19 protein-coding genes, 1 tRNA gene and 1 riboswitch are annotated in these 20,304 nt (G+C 41.0%); of the genes, 11 read left to right on the plus strand and 9 right to left on the minus strand.

Annotated elements, in window-relative coordinates:
* Positions 1-133: 133 nt before the first annotated feature.
* Positions 134-376: a hypothetical protein gene (locus PIECOFPK_RS00960; protein ID WP_409966298.1), complete on the minus strand. Its 243-nt coding sequence runs from the start codon at positions 374-376 to the stop codon at positions 134-136.
* 20 nt (positions 377-396) lie between these two features.
* Between PIECOFPK_RS00960 and pheT the strand changes: the two genes are divergently transcribed.
* The 4 genes from pheT (at position 397) to rny (ending at position 5,328) form a co-directional block, all read left to right on the plus strand.
* Entirely contained in the window at positions 397-2,820 is a 2,424-nt protein-coding gene (gene pheT / locus PIECOFPK_RS00965) for a phenylalanine--tRNA ligase subunit beta (RefSeq protein WP_409966299.1), read from the plus strand.
* 58 nt (positions 2,821-2,878) lie between these two features.
* Positions 2,879-3,169, plus strand: a complete 291-nt coding sequence (locus tag PIECOFPK_RS00970; protein WP_330975084.1) for a hypothetical protein — start codon at positions 2,879-2,881, stop codon at positions 3,167-3,169.
* Positions 3,170-3,211: 42 nt separating this feature from the next.
* Entirely contained in the window at positions 3,212-3,508 is a 297-nt protein-coding gene (locus PIECOFPK_RS00975; RefSeq protein ID WP_409966300.1) for a cell division protein ZapA, read from the plus strand.
* Positions 3,509-3,762: 254 nt separating this feature from the next.
* Positions 3,763-5,328 carry a ribonuclease Y gene (gene rny, locus PIECOFPK_RS00980; protein WP_409966301.1) on the plus strand — a complete coding sequence of 522 codons (1,566 nt, stop codon included), beginning with the start codon at positions 3,763-3,765 and terminating at the stop codon, positions 5,326-5,328.
* A gap of 72 nt (positions 5,329-5,400) precedes the next feature.
* Here the strand turns inward: rny and PIECOFPK_RS00985 are convergent, their stop codons facing one another.
* Complete coding sequence (locus PIECOFPK_RS00985; RefSeq protein WP_409966302.1) at positions 5,401-6,558, minus strand: hypothetical protein; 1,158 nt, start codon at positions 6,556-6,558, stop codon at positions 5,401-5,403.
* Between the two features lie 236 nt (positions 6,559-6,794).
* Here PIECOFPK_RS00985 and PIECOFPK_RS00990 point away from each other — a divergent pair, with 236 nt between their 5' ends.
* The 5 genes from PIECOFPK_RS00990 (at position 6,795) to PIECOFPK_RS01010 (ending at position 11,459) form a co-directional block, all read left to right on the plus strand.
* Positions 6,795-8,036: a multidrug effflux MFS transporter gene (locus PIECOFPK_RS00990; RefSeq protein WP_409966303.1), complete on the plus strand. Its 1,242-nt coding sequence runs from the start codon at positions 6,795-6,797 to the stop codon at positions 8,034-8,036.
* A gap of 87 nt (positions 8,037-8,123) precedes the next feature.
* Complete coding sequence (gene rplS, locus PIECOFPK_RS00995; RefSeq protein ID WP_409966304.1) at positions 8,124-8,501, plus strand: 50S ribosomal protein L19; 378 nt, start codon at positions 8,124-8,126, stop codon at positions 8,499-8,501.
* A gap of 152 nt (positions 8,502-8,653) precedes the next feature.
* Positions 8,654-8,866 (plus strand): twin-arginine translocase TatA/TatE family subunit, encoded by a 213-nt coding sequence (locus PIECOFPK_RS01000; RefSeq protein ID WP_330975090.1) that lies wholly within the window; start codon positions 8,654-8,656, stop codon positions 8,864-8,866.
* Positions 8,867-8,912: 46 nt separating this feature from the next.
* Complete coding sequence (gatA, locus tag PIECOFPK_RS01005) at positions 8,913-10,340, plus strand: Asp-tRNA(Asn)/Glu-tRNA(Gln) amidotransferase subunit GatA (protein ID WP_409966305.1); 1,428 nt, start codon at positions 8,913-8,915, stop codon at positions 10,338-10,340.
* A 60-nt stretch (positions 10,341-10,400) separates the two neighbouring features.
* Positions 10,401-11,459 (plus strand): lytic transglycosylase domain-containing protein, encoded by a 1,059-nt coding sequence (locus tag PIECOFPK_RS01010; protein WP_330975092.1) that lies wholly within the window; start codon positions 10,401-10,403, stop codon positions 11,457-11,459.
* A 389-nt stretch (positions 11,460-11,848) separates the two neighbouring features.
* Here PIECOFPK_RS01010 and PIECOFPK_RS01015 read toward each other — a convergent pair whose 3' ends face one another.
* From PIECOFPK_RS01015 to PIECOFPK_RS01030, 4 genes are all read right to left on the minus strand, one after another.
* Positions 11,849-12,679 carry an energy transducer TonB gene (locus PIECOFPK_RS01015; protein WP_330975093.1) on the minus strand — a complete coding sequence of 277 codons (831 nt, stop codon included), beginning with the start codon at positions 12,677-12,679 and terminating at the stop codon, positions 11,849-11,851.
* Positions 12,680-12,738: 59 nt separating this feature from the next.
* Complete coding sequence (locus PIECOFPK_RS01020; RefSeq protein WP_330975094.1) at positions 12,739-13,362, minus strand: ExbD/TolR family protein; 624 nt, start codon at positions 13,360-13,362, stop codon at positions 12,739-12,741.
* A gap of 30 nt (positions 13,363-13,392) precedes the next feature.
* Entirely contained in the window at positions 13,393-14,049 is a 657-nt protein-coding gene (locus PIECOFPK_RS01025; RefSeq protein WP_330975095.1) for an ExbD/TolR family protein, read from the minus strand.
* A 76-nt stretch (positions 14,050-14,125) separates the two neighbouring features.
* Positions 14,126-14,983: a MotA/TolQ/ExbB proton channel family protein gene (locus PIECOFPK_RS01030; RefSeq protein WP_330975096.1), complete on the minus strand. Its 858-nt coding sequence runs from the start codon at positions 14,981-14,983 to the stop codon at positions 14,126-14,128.
* A gap of 354 nt (positions 14,984-15,337) precedes the next feature.
* On the opposite strand from PIECOFPK_RS01030, the gene tpx reads away from it, so the two are divergent.
* Complete coding sequence (gene tpx / locus PIECOFPK_RS01035) at positions 15,338-15,835, plus strand: thiol peroxidase (RefSeq protein WP_409966306.1); 498 nt, start codon at positions 15,338-15,340, stop codon at positions 15,833-15,835.
* 87 nt (positions 15,836-15,922) lie between these two features.
* Positions 15,923-15,993, plus strand: a riboswitch (Fluoride riboswitch).
* 42 nt (positions 15,994-16,035) lie between these two features.
* On the plus strand, positions 16,036-17,373 hold the full coding sequence (locus PIECOFPK_RS01040) for a voltage-gated chloride channel family protein (protein ID WP_409966307.1): 1,338 nt from the start codon (positions 16,036-16,038) through the stop codon (positions 17,371-17,373).
* Between the two features lie 15 nt (positions 17,374-17,388).
* Here the strand turns inward: PIECOFPK_RS01040 and PIECOFPK_RS01045 are convergent.
* From PIECOFPK_RS01045 to PIECOFPK_RS01055, 3 genes are all read right to left on the minus strand, one after another.
* A tRNA-Arg gene (locus PIECOFPK_RS01045) sits at positions 17,389-17,463 on the minus strand.
* Positions 17,464-17,561: 98 nt separating this feature from the next.
* Positions 17,562-18,140, minus strand: coding sequence for a MarC family protein (locus PIECOFPK_RS01050; RefSeq protein ID WP_330975099.1), 579 nt, complete (start codon positions 18,138-18,140; stop codon positions 17,562-17,564).
* 152 nt (positions 18,141-18,292) lie between these two features.
* Positions 18,293-20,254 carry a TonB-dependent receptor plug domain-containing protein gene (locus tag PIECOFPK_RS01055; RefSeq protein WP_409966308.1) on the minus strand — a complete coding sequence of 654 codons (1,962 nt, stop codon included), beginning with the start codon at positions 20,252-20,254 and terminating at the stop codon, positions 18,293-18,295.
* Positions 20,255-20,304 lie beyond the last annotated feature (50 nt).

Here is a 20,304-nt window from a genome sequence, read left to right on the forward strand (position 1 = left end):
CGTGTTTATCACTCAATATACATCATTTAGGTGGATGTATAAACTACTATTTATGAAAACCCGTATTTACTAGGATTTATAGCATTCATCTACATCTTTAATAACATTCAAAAACATACAATGAGTACTCCGTTCATATACTCTCATTAAGTGCTATAAATATGTTCACATCACCATTCTTCACATTTTTAAACATCCCAAAGAGAATTATTTTGATAACGCTAGCTCTTAAGCTTGCCTCCTCACTCATCATTAGCGTGGACTCCTTCTTTCCAAAATTTAGAGAAGTTTTTGTTTTACCGTATTGCACTGCTTCGCAGCGCCCACTAGCAGCCAATTGCTTATCTTTGCGGCTCCCTGAAGGGATATCCTTCAAACAAAAACATATTTCAGAAGATGACTATTTCATATAATTGGCTAAGCGAGTATCTGCCGGAACCGGTGCAACCCGAAAGGCTGAGCCAGATTCTTACCTCAATAGGACTGGAAGTAGAAGCTGTAGAAACATACGAGTCGCATAAAGGAGGCTTGAAAGGCCTTGTTGTAGGTGAAGTGCTTACCTGCGAGAAGCATCCTAATGCAGATAAGCTGAAACTGACTACCGTGGATATTGGGTCTACAACCTTAAAAATTGTGTGCGGAGCCCCTAATGTGGCAGCTGGACAAAAAGTAGTAGTAGCACCCGTAGGTGTAACAATATACCCCACCGACGGAGAACCCGTTACTATGAAGCGTGCTAAAATACGTGGCGAAGAAAGTGAAGGGATGATTTGTGCCGAAGACGAAATTGGGCTGGGAACCTCGCACGATGGTATTCTGGTATTGCCTGCTGATGTCAAACCCGGCACGCCTGTAGCCAATTTATTTGAAATTTACAATGACACAATTTTCGAGATAGGGCTTACACCTAATCGTATGGATGCGATGAGCCACTGGGGTGTAGCAAGAGATGTTGCTGCTTACTTAGCTCATCACGATAAGAAAACCGTTTCTCCCAAACTACCAGAAATTGCTAAACTTCCCCCCTTCAAAGGAAAAAGCCCTATTGAAGTATCGGTAGAAAATACGGCTGCTTGTCCTAGATACAGCGGTATCTGCATTAATAATGTAACTATCGGACCCAGCCCAGTATGGCTGCAAAATAAACTTAAAGCCATCGGCGTTAAGTCTATTAATAACATTGTTGACATTACTAATTTTATCCTCCATGAAACCGGACAGCCTTTACATGCCTTCGATGCGGACAAGATTGTAGGCAATAAAGTCATTGTTAAAACGCTGCCGGAAGGCACACCTTTCGTTACGCTGGATGGCAAGGAAAGAAAACTATTGGCTTCCGACCTAATGATATGCAACGCCGAAACCGGCATGTGTATTGCCGGTGTATATGGTGGTGCTAATAGCGGGGTAACCGAAAGTACCAAAAACATTTTCTTGGAAAGTGCTTGTTTCGACAGTGTAAGCATTCGCAAAACATCCTTTGCCCATGGCTTAAGAACCGATGCGGCTACACGCTTCGAAAAAGGAACCGATATTGCAGCCACTGTCGACGTGCTGAAAAGAGCTACCGCTCTTATATTGGAATTGTGTGGCGGTGAAATCGCATCAGATATTATCGATATCTATCCGGAAGAAAAACCCAAAACTTCCATCATTTTGAAATACCACTACCTCAAAAAGCTTAGTGGCAAAAACTATCATCCTGATGCAGTAAAAAAAATATTGAAAACATTAGGATTTTCTATTGAGAAAGAAGATATCGATTCTTTAACCATCGAAGTACCGTATCACAAACCCGACATCAGTCTGCCCGCGGATATTGTGGAGGAAATTCTACGTATAGATGGACTAGACAACATTCCTAATCCTAGCTCCATTACCATGACACCCGCAGTAGAGGAGCACTATGCAGCAGAACAACTAAAGGAAAAAGTAGCCTTTTACCTTGCTGGTCTCGGCTTTAATGAAATACTTACCAACTCCATCACTAATAAGGCTTATTTCTCCGAAGAAGAACTGGCTGCAGCAGTAAAAATGAAGAATAGCTTGAGCGCAGAATTGAACATTCTTCGGCCAAGGATGACGGAAACCGGTCTAGAAGTAGTTTCCTATAACCTCAACCGTAAAAATGAAAATCTAAAGCTGTTTGAATTTGGGAAAATTTATAGTGTCAATAACAAAGGGGCTTTTAACGAAACAGAACATCTCTGTTGCTATCTCACCGGAAAAAAACACGCCGATTCTTGGAAAGGCAAAGCTCCGGCTAATGACCTATATACGCTCAAAGGAGTTGTAGAAAAAGTATTATATCTGACCGGCCTTACAAATTTCACTTATCAAGAAACTAATGATCCCACCCTGCAGTATGGTCTGTCCTTATTGGCAGGAAAGGATGAAATCGGCCGATTAGGTTTAATTCATAAAAACAAACTTGCGCAATTTGACATTAAACAATCGGTATTTTTTGCCGACCTGAACTGGGAGCTGCTATTGAAAAAAGTAAAAAACCATCAAGTACAGTTTCAACCATTACCCAAGTTCCCTTCAGTTCAGCGAGATATTGCAGTAGTCATCCCCAAATCGCTGCCTTATGCCGCAGTAGAAGAGCAGGTAAAAAAATTAAATCTTAAAAAACTACAATCCATCCAACTCTTCGATATTTTTGAAAGTGAAAAATTGGGCGCTGATAAAAAGTCGATTGCCATCAATTTCACCTTCCTGGACGAGGCAAAAACCCTTACCGATAGTGAAATTGACGGCTGGATGAACAAGATTATTCAAAGTTTGGAAAGAGATTTGCAGGCAGAAATAAGAAAATAATGGCAGTAGTGCATGCAGCCCTTGTTGGAGGATGCACTACTCCTTAAAATACAAGCCTATGTCCGAAGTTCTTGAAAACAAAATAAAAGACATACAGGAAAAGCTGCAATTACTCCTAAAACAGCATGCTGCCTTAAAAAAAGAGAACCAGCAGTTAAAAGACGCGCTGGCGGAGGCCCGTCAGCAAGTAACCGAAGCCTCTAAGCTGGCTGAATCTCTACAACATCAGCTGGATGCCCGTAAGTACAGCCAGGCCTTAATGGATCCTGAAGAAAAGAAAGCCTTTGAAAAAAAGATCAACGGGTATATCAAGGAAATAGATAAGTGTATTGCACTGCTTAGTGTATAATGTCCGGTATTACAAGATTTGTAATCACTTTAACCCACTGCCATGGAACAAAAAAATCTCATCCCTGCAAATATCAATATTGCCGATAGAATTTACCGGGTACAGATGCTCCCCGACGATGAACAGGTTGTAAGACAATCTGTAAAGCTTATCAATGATAAAATAATGGAGTTCAAAACCACCATCCCCGGAAAAGATATGCAGGATTATCTTTCCATGGTACTGGTGTGGTTTGTAACCGAAAGCGCCAATAAGTCCGTATCCCTTGCCAATGAAAGCCTACTTTTATCTCAATTACAACAAATCGAATCGGTTATTGAGGAAGAACTGGAAAAATAAATACCGTAACCATAACCGTTAAAAGAGCCTTTCTTTTTTACCCTCACACCTTCGCAGCGTCTTCAGCAATGGAAAAACGAGGAGTATTGAAGCCAAATTCTAATCCTCTCCCTTATTCCAAGAAGTAAGGTTGGGCACATATTAAATCCCAAATTTATTTTATCTTCGCCCACTGCCATAAGTGTCGTGGTAGTGACGTAATTTTATATAGATAGGTAGTATTATTTGTTAAGAAAATTTAAAAATGAATTTTAATGGATCCCATAATAAGTTTTGTTATAGTGGCTGTGGTTGCCCTACTGGTTGGCATTATAGCGGGTAAATTTATTTTTGCTAAAAGCACAAAAGAAAAGATTCAGGAAGCGGAATTAAAAGCGCAAACTATCATAAAAGAGGCTGAATTAAGAGCTGAAAATATTAGAAAAGAAAAAGAATTACAGGCGAAGGAAAAAATCGTTTCTTTAAAATCAGCTCATGATAAAGAAGTAAATGAGCGCAATCGCAAACTTGCCGAAACCGAAAACCGCATTAGACAAAGAGAACAGCTGTTAATTCAAAAAGAATTGACGCTGGAAAAACAGGTTAAAGACAACGACGTTATTAAGGAAAACCTTAACAAACAAATCGAAATCGTCAATAAAAAACGCACAGAGCTGGAGAAACACCAGGAAGAACATATCCGGCGTCTGGAAAAAATTGCTTCGCTTACTGCAGAAGAAGCCAAAAGCCAACTGATAGAAACTCTTAAAAACGAAGCAATAACACAGGCAATCGGCATTCAGCAGGAAATTATTGACGAGGCAAAACAGAAAGCAAATAAAGAAGCCCGTAAAATTATTATTCAAACCATTCAGCGTACTGCTGCGGAACAAGCCATTGAAAACTCAATTACCGTTTTCAATCTGGAAAGTGATGAGGTAAAAGGACAAATTATCGGTCGTGAAGGTCGTAATATTCGTGCGTTGGAAGCCGCTACTGGAGTAGACCTGATTGTGGACGATACCCCAGAAGCTATTTTATTGTCCTGCTTTGACCCGCTTCGCCGTGAGATTGCCCGACTTAGTTTACAACGCTTGGTGACAGATGGTCGTATCCACCCGGCACGCATCGAGGAAGTGGTAGAAAAAACCCGCAAACAGATCGAAGAACAGGTAATGGAAATCGGCGAACGCACCGTTATCGATTTAGGCATTCACGGTCTGCATAAAGAACTGGTAAGAATGGTAGGGCGCATGCGCTATCGTTCTTCATACGGACAAAATCTGCTCATGCACAGCCGTGAAACTGCTAATCTTTGTGCTACGATGGCTGCCGAGCTGGGATTGAACCCCAAACTGGCTAAACGCGCCGGTTTATTACACGATATTGGTAAAGTACCTGATGAAGAAAGCGAGCTGAGCCACGCACTGCTGGGTGCTAAGTTGGCCGAAAAATATGGCGAAAGCCCTGCAGTGGTAAATGCCATTGCCGCTCACCACGATGAAGTGGAAATGAAATACATTATTGCTCCTATTGTGCAGGCTTGCGACGCCATTAGTGGTGCCCGTCCGGGAGCCCGCCGCGAAATTATGCAGCAATATCTGCAACGCATTAAAGACCTCGAAAATCTCGCTGTAAGCTATCCAGGTGTAGAAAAAGCTTACGCAATTCAAGCGGGACGCGAGCTGCGTGTTATTGTAGAATCGGACAAAGTAACTGACCAAGATAGTGACAGGCTCTCCTTCGAGATTGCACAAAGAATTCAGTCGGAAATGACCTTCCCCGGACAAATAAAAGTTACTGTCATCCGCGAGAAGAGAGCTGTAAACGTGGCCAGATAATTTATTCAGACCGTCAAATAAAAAAATATATCAAAAGAGGAGCTTAAAGCTCCTCTTTCTTTTTATGCAGTATCATTGTTGCTCGGTTCTACTACTCGCTAGCCTATACATTTCATGTTCCAGCAATAATGCCAAATAGTACGCACGACATTTATAATAAAAATTGATTTTGCGGCTTTTGGCAAAAATTCCCTTAATAGGATTAGGAAACACAGATGTCATATTGGCTACAAAAAAATAAAAATCGTCCAAATCTTGCTCCAAAAGCTGTATACGCGTTAATACAGGCACTCCTAACCTGAGTAATGAAGTTTGCAATAACACAGCTCGCATCCCGGCGTTTGTTTTTAATAATTCTTTTTGAATATCCCTAATCAGTAAGGGTTTCAAAGCAGCTAGTTCAGGCAATTGAGGATGTGCAGCCACCAAACGCGATAGATGGTATAAAATAATCGCCGCATCTTGATAATGCGGTGCCACATAAGGCGGTCGCTTTATATGCAAGCCTGCTCGTACCATATCGCTAATGAGGTGGATGGTGGCGCTATCATGTGCCCCTAATGGAAACCCATTATCCAGCACAAATCTCAGCCCATTTGCCTGTACACAGATGTCAAAATCTATTGGCATGTTTTTGCCAAACCAGGTAGCATAGGCTTTACGATTCTTATAGCGCTTGTAGGTATTTCTAATACGTAAGGTATTGCCATTAGCATGGCGAGCGATCAACTGTTTGACGGCCTGTTTAAGGCTGTCGGGAAAATCAGCAGAAAGGTAAATAATGGCCGTATCATCTAAGTCATCGGGCAAAATATATTTGCTTCTGCTGGAAAAATATTTACTGTTAGGAAAGTGCCTAGAAGGATTCGTCTGCCAAAAATTGTAAGTGGGCCCTCCTTCTTTGTTTCTGTATAAAGGATAATTAACAATTGCACGCGCTGCAATGCTGTCTACCAATTGCTGATTTTGCAAGGATAGTGCATCGCGAATGCTTTTCAAAGTCCATACAATAAGACCGGTAAAAAATATATTATCATCTTCTTTTTCGTTATACCGAAATCCTAAATAACAACGTTGGGAAGGAAACAAGCCAGCATTATAATAAATATCCGACTTACTTTTCTGCAAGCCTACAATAGCATTTAACAAAGAATCTACATAAGCATTCTGGCCCCGAATAGTCGGGGTTATTGATAATATCCATACGAGAATCCAACAAATTCGTAACATGCTTTGTTATTGTGTGATAATCTTACAAAAGTACATTACGGGAAAGCGTTTCGGCATCACACAGTGTGTATATTTTATTTCAGCAATTAATTTAAATTGAATAATATTGCCGCTCTAACCGGTGCAGAATTATATTCTCTTCCTTCATTACCGAATATCTGAAAAACCGTGAACAGAATATTCTATCTGCATAATTATTTATTCCGATGCTTGCCCGATAAAAATGAGCATAAAATATGAAGGGCAATAACAAAGCTGTAAAAATATTCATTCTAGGATTGTTGAGTGCAATCGGCCCCTTTTCGATCGACATGTATTTGCCGGGGTTCCCCAGTATTGCTAAAGAATTAAATACGGATGTAAGTAATATATCCTTGACGCTTTCCAGCTTTTTCATCGGTATTTCATCCGGCCAGTTGATTTACGGCCCCTTATTGGACAAATATGGTCGTAAAAAACCGCTGTATTTCGGGCTCTCGCTTTACATTCTTGCTACACTCGGTTGTGCACTGGCCACTTCGGTACATATGCTTATAGGGTTACGTTTTCTACAGGCTATTGGAGGTTGTGTGGGTATGGTAGCTTCAAGGGCCATGGTACGTGACCTGTTTGATGTGGAAGAAAATGCAAAAATCTTTTCCCTTTTGATGCTGGTGGTAGGAGTATCACCTATTATAGCCCCTACATTAGGTGGTTATATTACTGCAGTATTGGGCTGGAGGTATGTTTTCGGAGCGCTAGTGCTCATTGGTGTAATAATTCTGGTGCTTTGCATCACCATCTTGCCAGAAAGCAAAAAGCCTAACCCCAATTATTCTTTGGCTCCTAAGGCTATTTTAGGAAAATTTGCTGACGTGTTCAGACAATCGCAGTTCGTTATTTATGCGATAACCGGAGCTTTTACGGCTGCAGGCTTGTATGCCTACATCGCCGGTTCGCCACATGTTTTTATGGAAATCTTTGGGGCCAGCGAGGAGCAATACGGGTGGATATTTTCCATTGTTGCGGGCGGGTTGATATTAGCAACTCAGATCAACGCACAAATATTAAGGTTCACTACCAGCCAAAAAATCGTGCCCCGTGCCATTCTGCTGCAATGCTTTACCGGATTATTGCTGTTGGCAGGATTCATATGGCATTGGTGGGGACTTAACAGCAGCGTGGTAATTTGCTGTATTTTTCTGGCCTGCCAAGGCTTTACTTTCCCCAACGCTTCGGCCATTGCCATAGCCCCTTTCGAGCAGAATGCAGGTAGCGCATCGGCCCTGATGGGATGTATTCAGATGTTAGCCGGTACACTTTCCTCGGCACTGGTAAGTATTTTTCACAACGAAACTGCCATTCCCATGGCATTTGTAATGGCTTTATGCGCCTTTACGGCCCTGACGGTACTGGTTACGGGTAAGCGCATCGTAAAATATAAATGCAGTCAGCAACAGGTCGAAAAAAAGAGTACCGAAATGCTGAGCGAGATATAAAAACACCCTCTCAGCAAAAAGTTTTTATCACAGGGGGTGGATTTTTGATAAATTCCCCTTACCTTTGCAGTCCTTAAAAATAAAGTTATGAGCAGCGCAGTAGCTTTCGTTCATGAGCAATTGACTCAAAAAAAGAACTTCCCCGCTTTCAAAGCAGGTGATAATATTACTGTAAATTACAGAATTATAGAAGGAAATAAAGAGCGTATCCAGTCTTTCAAAGGTGATGTGATTAAAAAACAAGGAACTGGAAGTACTGCTACCTTTACTGTAAGAAAAATTTCTGATGGTATCGGAGTAGAAAGAGTATTCCCTTACGCTTCTCCTAATATTGAATCCATCGTAGTTAATAAAGTAGGGCAAGTACATAGAGCTAAACTTTACTACCAAAGAAAAAGAAGTGGTAAGAGCGCTCGTATTCGTGAAAAACGTATGGCAGTTGCTGCTGCAGCTGATAAAGCATAAATCAGTTTTAAAATATTATAAATCTCATATAAAAATCCCGCTTAATGCGGGATTTTTATATATAGGATTGTTGACTATTTGAAAATTTTTAAAATACTAAACAACCGGCATAGCCATTCTTCTCGTATCTTTGATAACTAATTTTATCAATCATGACAAGTGTTCAACTTTTAGCTTTAGGTACTAACGAGGTTATTATCATTGCAATAATTGTGTTACTGTTATTCGGTGGCCGTAAAATTCCCGAGCTGATGAGAGGGTTGGGTAAAGGCGTGCGTGAGTTCAACGACGCTAAGGATAATGTAAAGAGAGAGCTGGAAGAAACAGCCAATACTATTTCTAGCGAACCTAAAAAGCCTGAATAACAGTATTCTATTTCGTTTATTTTATTGACTTTCAAAGCATAACCTCTTGCCGGATTTTATATCTATTGCAGATTATCATAAAAGACTGGAAGAAGGTAGTACCTCCTGTTTAGCTACTGTGGAGGAATACCTGGCTGCGATTGAAGCCAAAAAGCATTTGAATGCTTTTGTAGAAGTATATGCCGATGAAGCCAGAGCTCGTGCCAAAGAACTGGATGCATCCACCGCTCCAAAAGGCAAACTCCATGGTGTTGTTATCGGTATTAAAGATGTTATATGCCATAAAGGCCATAAAGTAACCGCCGCATCCAAAATTCTAGAAGGATTTACTGCTGTATTTTCTGCCACTGCTGTAGAACGGTTATTAGCCGAAGGAGCTATTATCATTGGGCGACTCAACTGTGACGAGTTTGCTATGGGCTCCACCAATGAGAACTCTGTTTACGGGAAAGTGCTCAACGCCGCAGATGAAACCCGCATTTCCGGAGGATCTTCTGGAGGGTCAGCTGTGGCCGTACAGGCCGGTTTGTGTATGGCCTCTCTAGGATCAGACACAGGAGGCTCGGTACGTCAGCCTGCCGATTTTTGTGGGATTGTTGGACTGAAACCTACTTATGGCCGCATCTCCCGATACGGATTGATTGCCTATGCATCTTCTTTTGATCAAATTGGAATATTTTCCCAAAATATACCCGATGCCGCATTATTGCTCGAAGTAATTGCCGGTCCAGATGAATACGACAGCACTGTATCGCTGAAACCGGTTCCCCAATATTCAAAAGAGCTAAAAAAAGAGCAAAAAAGCTATAAAATAGCCTATTTCCCTGAAGCTTTGAACCACGAAAGCCTTGACCCAGAAATTGGTGCAGCAATTAAAAATAAATTGGAAGAGTGGCAAACTCAGGGACATACTGTTGCACCGGTTACCTTTGATCTACTGGATTACATTGTTCCGGCGTACTATATTCTTACTACTGCAGAAGCTGCATCCAACCTGTCAAGATACGATGGTGTAAAATATGGATACCGACATCCGGTACAGAACGACGCGGATTTGGATATATTTTACAAAAACAACCGTTCGGCAGGTTTCGGCTGGGAAGTGAAAAGGCGCATTATGCTGGGTAATTTTGTGCTCAGCTCGGGATATTACGATGCTTATTTCACTCAAGCACAAAAAGTAAGGAAACTTTTAACAAATAAGTTAACATTGATTTTCAATGATTTCGATTTTATCTGTATGCCTACGGCTCCCTCAGTAGCCTTTAAAATTGGGGAAAAAATGACGGACCCTATATCGATGTATATAGCTGATATATATACAGTTATGGCTAATTTAACCGGGGTGCCGGGGATTGCCTTGCCGCTTTTCCAGCATTCGCGATACCATATGCCTTTTGGCCTGCAACTCATGTCATCTCATTTTAATGAGTTACCTTTGCTTTCTTTCAGCCACAATATTTTGGCTAATTAAACGTTATTAAGGGAGCAAAATACCAAACAACCTTTGACTTCTTTAAAACATCTAAAAGGAATGACAAGTAGTAAAAAGACATCAAGGCGCTATGGATTGGTGGTGGTATTTTCTGCTCTTTCCACACTTTCATTTGCTCAAATTAATCCGCTGGTAACAGCAAACCCTGTTACCGCTAATAATGCGGCCTCATCGGTAAAAAAGGCGGATCCCAAAGATGGGTTTAAAAACGTATTTGAGAATACCAACGCGCTTAACTCAGCATCATCGAGTATAAAGAATATTAATTTCGATCATCTCAACCCGCAGGCACTTAGTTTTGTCCAGGATTATATAGAAAAACACTATGAATCTCTAATGGACATGCAAAATTGGGCACGCCCTTATTTTGATATGATGGATGATGTGCTCACCCAAAATAATGTGCCCAAACAAATGAAATATCTTGCTGTAATTGAATCGCATCTTCGTGCTTCAGCGGTTTCTTGGGCAGGTGCTGTGGGCCCTTGGCAGTTTATGCCAGCTACAGCCCGAACATTGGGGCTTCGAGTGGATCGCCGCGTAGATGAAAGAAGAGATTATCTAAAAAGTACAAAAGCTGCAGCTAAATATCTTAATTACCTGTTTGACATCTATGGCGACTGGTTATTGGTAGTAGCTGCTTATAACTGCGGTCCTGGAAGAGTGAATTCGGCCATCGCAAAAGCCGGTTCTAGTGACTTCTGGAAACTGCAATACCATCTTCCCGCAGAAAGCCGTAATCATGTGAAAAAATTCATTGCTACACACTATATCATGGAAGGAAAAGGTGGTGTAACCACAGTATCCAAAGAAAAAGCGTTAGCAATGATGGAAACTGTAAAGGACGAGGCAACTCACAAAGACGTGAAAGTTCAGACTATCAATGGCCGATATAAAGTGAAAGCCATTGTAAAATATCTGGGTATGGATGAGGAAACATTCAATCAGCTAAATCCTAATTTCGAGCAGGTTTTGGCCGCCAATAACTCGTACCAGCTGAAACTCCCGGTGGAGCAAATGGAAACTTTTATGTCCAAGAAAAATGAAATGCTTAACGAATCTATTCAGATGCTGATTAATCCTGAATATAGAAACTAATTATACAGTATTTCAACTCAAAAACGCAGGTAAATATACCTGCTTTTTTTTAAGATTATCAATCGGTGCTATCAAACGCCACAGCTTATAACATACAATCCTCCTATCTATCTTATGGCGTAACAGGATTAATGCAATAAATAACTTTCCCCTGTTTAAGACTTAGTCTTCTCATTGTAAATAAGAATTAAATAACTCCTTTCTTTACATTCAAAAGGCTACTGCACAGGTCCTTCCAATAAATTCTCTTGACGATATCGACAATAAACGAGTCAACCTGCATATATCGTCGATTGTGAGCGGCTGGGGAAGATAGAAATAATAAAAAATCCCGCCTGAAAAAGCGGGATTTTAAAACTACTTAAAACCTTTAAGATCATTAGTCATATTTACTGCTCAACCACCTGGAAGGTAATCGGCTGCTTTCTGTAAGCTTTTACTTCACGTCCATTCTGAATCGCAGGTTTCCATTTACCGGACTTTTTAATTACCCGAATGGCTTCCTGCTCCATTCCGTAACCCACGTTAGTCAAAGCCTTCACATCACTTACAGTACCGGTTACATCCACAATGAATTGGATTATCACCGTGTAGTTTCCGGGAGGAGCACCATTTTCTACAGGCACCTGAGAATCCAAGTTTCTTTGCAGAAAGTTTACCCAGTTACCCGGATAAGAAGCATCTACCTCTACTTTGGTAAATACTTCAGGTTCTTTTTCTACAGGTTTAGCCTGCACCAGACCTTTACCGGCATCCACTGCAGCTGGCGGGGTAACGATACCAATATCTTTAATACCCTCTTGGTTGATGGTACCAATTTTGGTTTCCTTCAACTCTTCCACTGCGGGTGGTGGTTCCTTCACCTCTTCATCTTTTACGATTTTAGGAGGTGTGAACTGTTTCATTTCAATTTGGGGTGGAGGTGCCTGTTTGGGTGGCGGCGGTGGTGGAGGGGGTGGTGGTTCCTCCGGCTTCTCCTGTTGAATGTTTTGAATCGTAACCTCATTGATTTTTACGGCTTCGTTGTCTACCGCCGGTTTTAGTTGGCTTTTTACAATGGCTATTCCCGCAATCACTACAAGAGCAAGGGCGGTGAATGCCAAAGCCAACCACAACCTTTTCGGATAGGTTTTACGAAGCTCATATGCACCATAACTTTTATTGCGACCCTCAAAAAGAAGGTCCAAAAAGTCAGTGGTTAATATTTTATTAGCTTCCATTACTTTTTAAGTTTGTTAATATTGAGATGCAAAAATGCTCACATTCCACAAAAAGACGGTTATTGTCCAGCAGCAGCTGAGCCTACTGACGCATTTACAAGATCTAATTCTGTTTCAAATGGCTCCAACAATGCATAGCGTGATACTTTGTTGATGGTCATCTCATCCAGAATGTCGATCACTCCTTTATAATTTGCATCATCTGTAGGTTTAATCAGTACGAAGAAATCCTTTTGACGACAGTCGTTGGGATCTTTTCCGTCAGCCTTGGCTTTAGCCTCGCAAGCGGGGTCCGGAACGTATCTGGATTCTACCTCCTTCTTTTTGTTGATGATAACATCTCTGATTTCATTAAAGTTAGAGGATTTAAAGATCTGACTTGCGTTTTCATTGGTCAGTTCTCCCTCGTAATAGAAGATGCTATTATCTTTCGCTAACAAAATTGTAAGCGCTCCTGACATTTTCACCTTAGTTTGCTCTTCCTGCTTTTCAGTATCCTTTGGCATGTTCAGGTCCATTGTAGTAGGAGAGCTCATGGTCGAGGTGAATATGAAGAAGGTGATCAGCAGGAACCCCAAGTCCACCATGGGTGTCATATCCACCTTGGTGCTCAGCTTTTTGGCTTTCTTAACGCCAGGACCTTTTTTGTGTCCGCCGTCATCACCAGTATCTAAACTTGCCATAACTTTTCAGTTTTTGGAGTTAAACGATTATTAATTCTTTTTAGCATTACGCTCGTACCATAGCGGTGTTCCTTCAGGAGCTCCTTCCGGCATGGTTACTAGGTTGTACTTCTGCTCATCGTTTTTCTTCAATGCATCTATTACTGCTTTGAAAGCAGGGTATTTAGACACATTATCCCCTTTAATAAGGAATTTCACGGTTTTACCCATGTAAACAGTACGAGTCGCAGCAATCCAGTAATACAATTCATTGTTCGCTGAATCTTTTACCGGAATACCTTCCTGAACGTAAGACCTTTTTTGATCTTTAGAAAGTGCTAGGAATGGTCCTAGTTTGCTAAAGGGTACACCTATCATGTCTCCAGAGATATAGTTAGCAGCCTGCTCATCCGAAATTGGAATATTTCTGGCTTCAGCGGCAGCTTTGATAATATCCCTCGCTATTTGAGGGTCTTTTTGAGCCATGATAGAGAAATATACTTTATCATCCTTATCAATGCTGATCATTACAGCATCGTTCTCAGGCAATCTTTGCGAAGACACCGAGTTCGGCGTAGTAATAGGTACCGCCTCCGGTGGTTTAAATTTCGTTGCCATGATGAAAAACGACAGGATAAGGAACGCGATGTCCACGAAGGGCGTCATGTCCGTATCAGTCGATTTCCTGGCTATCTTAACTTTTGGCATATAAAATCACTGTTTTATTATAAGACGATACAACTCGGATTTTCCATAAAAAAGTTACAAAATTTTGCTCGTGTAATTATTTGTACAGAGAAGCAAAAGATTGAGTTAATGTAAATCCGGACTCGTCAATACCATAAGTGATATTATCGATTCTTGTAGTAAGCATGTTGTAGAATATCAACGCCAAAGCAGAAGTACCGATACCCAAAGCTGTGTTATACAGCGCTTCAGAGATACCAACCGCCAGCTGGCTAGAGTCTCCACCGCCACCAGATTCACCCAGTGCAGCGAATGAACGAATCATACCCATTACCGTACCTAACAGCGCTACCAGTGTACCGCACGATACGATTGTAGACAGGAACACCAGGTTTTTCTGAAGCATTGGTAATTCCAGGGCTGTAGCTTCTTCAACTTCTTTTTGAATAGCGATTACTTTTTGTTCAGTATCGAGGTCAGTTGCACTGATCATTTCTTTATAACGACGCAGACCAGCTTTCATTACATTACCAACAGAGCCTTTTTGTTTGTCGCACTCTGCAATAGCAGCGTCAACATTTTTGTTAGCCAGTTGATATTGTACTTTACGGATAAAGTTGCTGATATTTCCTTTACCTAATGCTTTGCTGATAGTAAGGAATCTTTCGATGGCGAAAACGATGGTCATTAAAAGCATACCAATCAAGAGAGGCACGATGATACCACCTTCGTAAATTCTGTGGAACGCATCAACTGGCCCTAAATGGTGCGGCCAAAAACCTCCCGCTGGATCTGGTGATTTAAACCCTGCAGGATTACCCATGCCAAATCTCCAAATACAATAACCAGCAATAATACATAATGCAGGTGCCACCCACGAAATCAGGTTTCCACTCTTTTTAGGTTGCACAGAAGTCGTTGCCGCTGCTACCGGCTTAGCTTGATTTTCAGCCATGATCTTAGTTTTTTAGTTTTTAAATATTTAAGCTCTTGAAAAAATAAGAGTACAATTCTAACAAAAAATAAATTACAACAAAATTTTTCGGTGATATTTTTTTAACCCTGAAAGTAACGCTTTTTAATGATTCAACACTAATTTATTCAAGCAGCTGTTTCTTCCCATCCACATTATTCCTGTTTTTTCATTATCATTATGTAAAAAAGACCATAAGAGTAGTTGTCAATCAATTAATTTTTCGGATATTGCATCAATAGTCACAACTAATATACTAATTCTTTTATTTTTTTCGTTAGTGACTTTCAGAATATTTTTCGAATAACAGTTTCTTAAAAAAAATTAACATTTACTATGTCACAAATTACTTTTAAAGGATCTCCTGTTAATACATCCGGCACGCTACCAGCAGTAGGTAGTCAGCTGAAAGACTTTACTTTAGTAAAAGATGATCTCAGTGAAAAAACACTTGCAGATTACAAAGGGAAAAAAATCGTATTGAACATTTTCCCCAGCATAGACACAGGCGTTTGTGCCGCCTCTGTAAGGAAGTTTAATGAAGAAGCTGCTAAGTTGGAAAATACTGTAGTAATCAATGTTTCAAGAGATCTTCCTTTTGCACAGAAAAGATTTTGCGCAGCAGAAGGTATTGCTAATGTGGAAACTCTTTCCGACTTCAGAGGAAGCTTTGGAGAAGATTACGGTGTAACACTAACAGACTCTCCCCTCAAGGGTTTGCTGAGCCGTGCTGTGTTGGTAGCAAACGAAAACGGAGCCATTGTTTATACCGAACAGGTTCCGGAAATCACACAGGAACCCAATTATGCAGCCGCTCTGGCAGCGTTACAATAAAATGTATTAGTGTATTTCTAAAGAAACCCGGTCAGCATACATGATCGGGTTTTTATGTATTTATTCAAAAACTCCTAACTTCGCCTCACATTAAAAGGAAATGGTGTCTTCCTATTTGAACCGTTCCCCCCACCGGAACTGATGGCGCCTACAAATTATGGTTATTTATTGATCATTTAAACCTATTAGTATTTGTAGGCATGAAACAATTCAAATCTTCTTTCGAGCAGTACGCTATTGCTTCCTATCTTTTAAAATGGACACTGCTGGTGTTTCCTGTAGCTGCTGTAGTAGGCTCTATGGTAGCACTTTTTTTGTGGTCGCTAGAAGTAGCCATCCATTATCGCTTTATACATCCATGGCTGCTGTACCTACTTCCACTAGCGGGGATTTTTATATACCTGCTTTATACGCATTGGGGAAAGAATGCCGAGCAAGGCAATAATCTTATCATAAACGAAATACACAATCCCGCTGGAAGTATCCCATTGCGTATGGCACCACTAGTGCTATTTACTACGGTAATTACCCATTTGTTTGGAGGCTCTGCCGGACGTGAAGGCACTGCCGTACAGATAGGTGGTAGCATTGCACAATTCTTTAGTAAAAAACTAAAGTTGTCTGCCGATGATACAGGCATTCTGTTGATGAGCGGCGTAGCTGCCGGATTTGGGGCCGTATTTGGTACACCCGTAACTGGAGCTATTTTCGCACTGGAAGTAATTACACTGGGAAAAATTAAATACAAAGCTCTGATGCCTTGTTTTATAGCCAGTGTACTGGGCGATCTAGTTTGCACGGCATGGGGTATTCAGCATACGGCTTACAATATCAGCTTCACAGAACAAACAGATAGTTTGCCTGTCTTATTTCATATTAATCCATTACTTCTTCTTAAAGTAATTGTAGCCGGTGTTGCCTTCGGATTTGCAGGATACTTGTTTGCCGAAACCACGCATCTTATAAAAATCTATAGCCATCGATGGGTACATAGAAAATGGATGATTCCAGCTTTAGGAGGCTTGACTATTATTTTGCTGGCTACTATACTGGGTACTGAAGACTATTTGAGTCTTGGTGTAGCCAACCCTCATACAGGCAGTGTTTCCATACTGTCTTCTTTTAATGAAGGCGGCGCCACAACCTTCAGCTGGTTGTGGAAACTGTTGTTTACTGCTATTACCATCGGTACCGGTTTTAAAGGAGGCGAAGTAACGCCGTTGTTTTTCATTGGAACTACTCTGGGCAATACCATAGCCGATCTTTCAGGAGCCCCCGTCGATCTAATGGCAGGACTGGGATTTATTGCGGTATTCGCGGCAGCTACCAATACACCTATAGCATGCACCATAATGGGCATAGAGCTGTTTGGTGGCGATCATATCCTTTACTATGCTGTAGCTTGCTTTACTGCTTACTATTTTAGCGGACACTCTGGGATTTACGCCGCACAAAGAATAGGCACGCCCAAATCCCAGCAGCATAATCAATATGTCAATACAACACTTCAGCAAATAAAAGAAAAAAAGAAAAGCTAAAAACAAGATAGGTATTGGTAGCCTCGCCCAGAATCGAACTGGGATCTCAAGTTCCGGAGACTTGCGTACTATCCATTGTACTACGAGGCCAACATACAATCAGGGGAAGGCTCTTCCGGGCGGCAAAATTAGGCTAAAAAAATTACAGGCAACCTCTATTAAACGATTATTTTCTATCAGTGCTAATACTAATGAATCAAACCTGCAGCATTAGTTGCAAATATTTTAACGGATATCGCCAGCAATATCACCCCGAAAAATTTTCTGATGGCTGTAAGACCACTGGGACCTAATAATCTGGATACACCGTTGAGCGACTTTAGAACAATGTAAATAATCAGTAGATTTATAACAATAGCCGCCAGAATGACCTGTATCTGATAATTCGCTTTAAGCGACATAATAGTAGTAAGAGTTCCCGAGCCTGCAATGAGTGGAAATGCAAGAGGCACTATTGTAGCTGCTTTTACATCGTCATCCGATTTAAAAAACTCTACTCCCAATACCATTTCCAGCCCCAGAATGAATATAACTATGGAGCCCGCCACAGCAAAGGATTTTACATCTAGCCCCAGTATATCCAATATGGGGCCTCCCATAAACAGAAAGAGTATCATGAGCACGCCGGCAATGACCGTTACCCGCAATTCGCGAATACCTCCCGCTTTATTTTTAATCGATATCAGAATCGGAATGGAGCCGATAATATCGATGATTGCAAACAGAGTAAAAGTTACCGTCAATAAATCCTTGTAGCTGAATTGCATGGATAATGGTTTTTAAAAGACACACTCTTTATATCATTCATACAATAAATATAATAATTCTTTAGCTGGTAATGAGCATGTGAAAATAACAACGCCATGTAACATTGCCTTATATAAACAATATTACATGGCATTGGTTGACGTATAAGCCGCTACAAAGAACACCGCAAACCGGCTAAAAAGTTAAAACGACGGCTATTATATCCGTATACATCAAAATATTTTTGATCGGTGATGTTGCGAAAATCTCCAAACAACTTCAGCCAACGGTTTACTTTATACGCCACATAACAATCTACGGTATAATAGGCCGGCATGGGATTGGGCCCACCCAAATCATACTCCCCTGCAAGACGCTCCCCTACAAAGCGGAATGCCGGTGCAAGGGTAAGCCGGGAAGAGGGATTTAAAGTAAGCGTACTATTGAAGGTAAAATTAGGCCTGCGGTAAAGGTTACGGATTTTTTCACCATCGTTAGTACCATTCCCATTGATGTACGAAAAGTTGTTCACCCAACGGCCTATATTACCCACTACCACATTGCTCTCCACCTCAAAACCGTAATCGTGTTGTTCGTCACGATTTCGGTATTGGCTGACATAAGTATCAGGATTAGTATAGAAAATGATCAAATCCTTAATATCCCTTTTAAATGCCACAATGCGTAAATGATTGCGATTATCGTCCATAAAAGTCTGCAACCCTAATTCGTAGTTGATACTTTTTTCAGGCTTCAAGTCTCTGTTTCCATACTCGCTGTACAGCTGATACAATGAAGGCGTATTATATCCGCTGGATACGTTTAAAAAAACAATGGCCCCATCACCTATGTGATATGAAGGGTTGAAGGTAAAAGTGGTATTATTACCATATACGCTAAAATGATTATAGCGCCCACCTATCTCAATATTAAAACGCTTTAATTCTGCAAGTAATAGAGATGCATATACAGAAAGATTGCGTGCTTTGGCCGAATCGCTGCTAATTGGCAATGCATCATAAGGTCCGTAATTGGATATGCTCGTGTAATGCTGATCGGTTTTTTGTGCGATATACTGCACACCTCCTACTATGGAGGCGTGCGAAGAGAAGTGGTAGTTACCATACAATTCCGTTACCGAAGACAATCCCTTATATCCAGCATCTGACCAGACGGTATAGTAAGTAGCCGCCGGATCCAGACGCAGCGCTCCCACATCTGTGCTATCATCATAGTGAAAACGATCGGAACGCACAAAGCTTTGTGTAAGGTGTAACGTAGTTTTGCCGCGCTTATAATGTAGCCCCAGATTATTGATGAAGGTCTTGCTTCGAGCAGTGATATCATAATCATCGGCATAGGCACCAGCATCTGCATCAGCTTTATATTGACCGTAATTACTCATCAATTGTATCGAGAGTACATCAGAAATACGATACTGCAGATTGGCCTGAAAGTTATTTTGCCTTAATCCGTCTTTGTCAAACGAACGGCCGCCAATACTATCATATGCTGCAGAAAAACCATCGGTCTGCGTACGGTTATATATAACATTATACGAGAAACGCTTTATACTTCCTTTGATACTAACATCGCCTTGAAAAGTGTTGTAAGTTCCGTATGCTAGTGATACGGACGGGGATATGGATTTTTCTCCTCCCTTTTTAGTAATGATATTAATCACACCTGCTACGGCCGCACTCCCCCAAAGTGTACTTTGTGCACCTTTTAATATTTCGATACGCTCGATATGCTCGGGCTTAATATTGTTCAGGTCGTAAATATTGGTAATAAAAGACGGATCCTGCAGTGGAATACCATCAATCAAGAACAAAGTATTGCCCGTAGCTGCACCACGCATATAAAACTCTTGATTGGATGCAGGAGCATTATTGGCGCCTACTGTAAAGAGACCTGCATACTGATTTAGAATTTCGGTGAGGGATTTACCGGGATTGTTTTCCAACGTCGCTCTGTCAATTACGGTAATTACTTTACCGGTTTGAGATTGCTTTTGTTCTTTTCTGGTAGCGGTAACTACCACTTCGTCCAAGTCTTTGTTAACGGTTTCGTGCTGAGCGTGTAGTGTGCCATGAAGTATAACAGCAGCCACTACTAAAATTTTCCTTTTCATGCGTGATAAATTTTAGTTTGACTGCTCTCGGAAAGAAAAAGAAGGAGAGG

The sequence above is a fragment of the Chitinophagaceae bacterium C216 genome, assembly GCA_028485475.2.
GTDB classification, from domain to species: domain Bacteria; phylum Bacteroidota; class Bacteroidia; order Chitinophagales; family Chitinophagaceae; genus Niabella; species Niabella composti.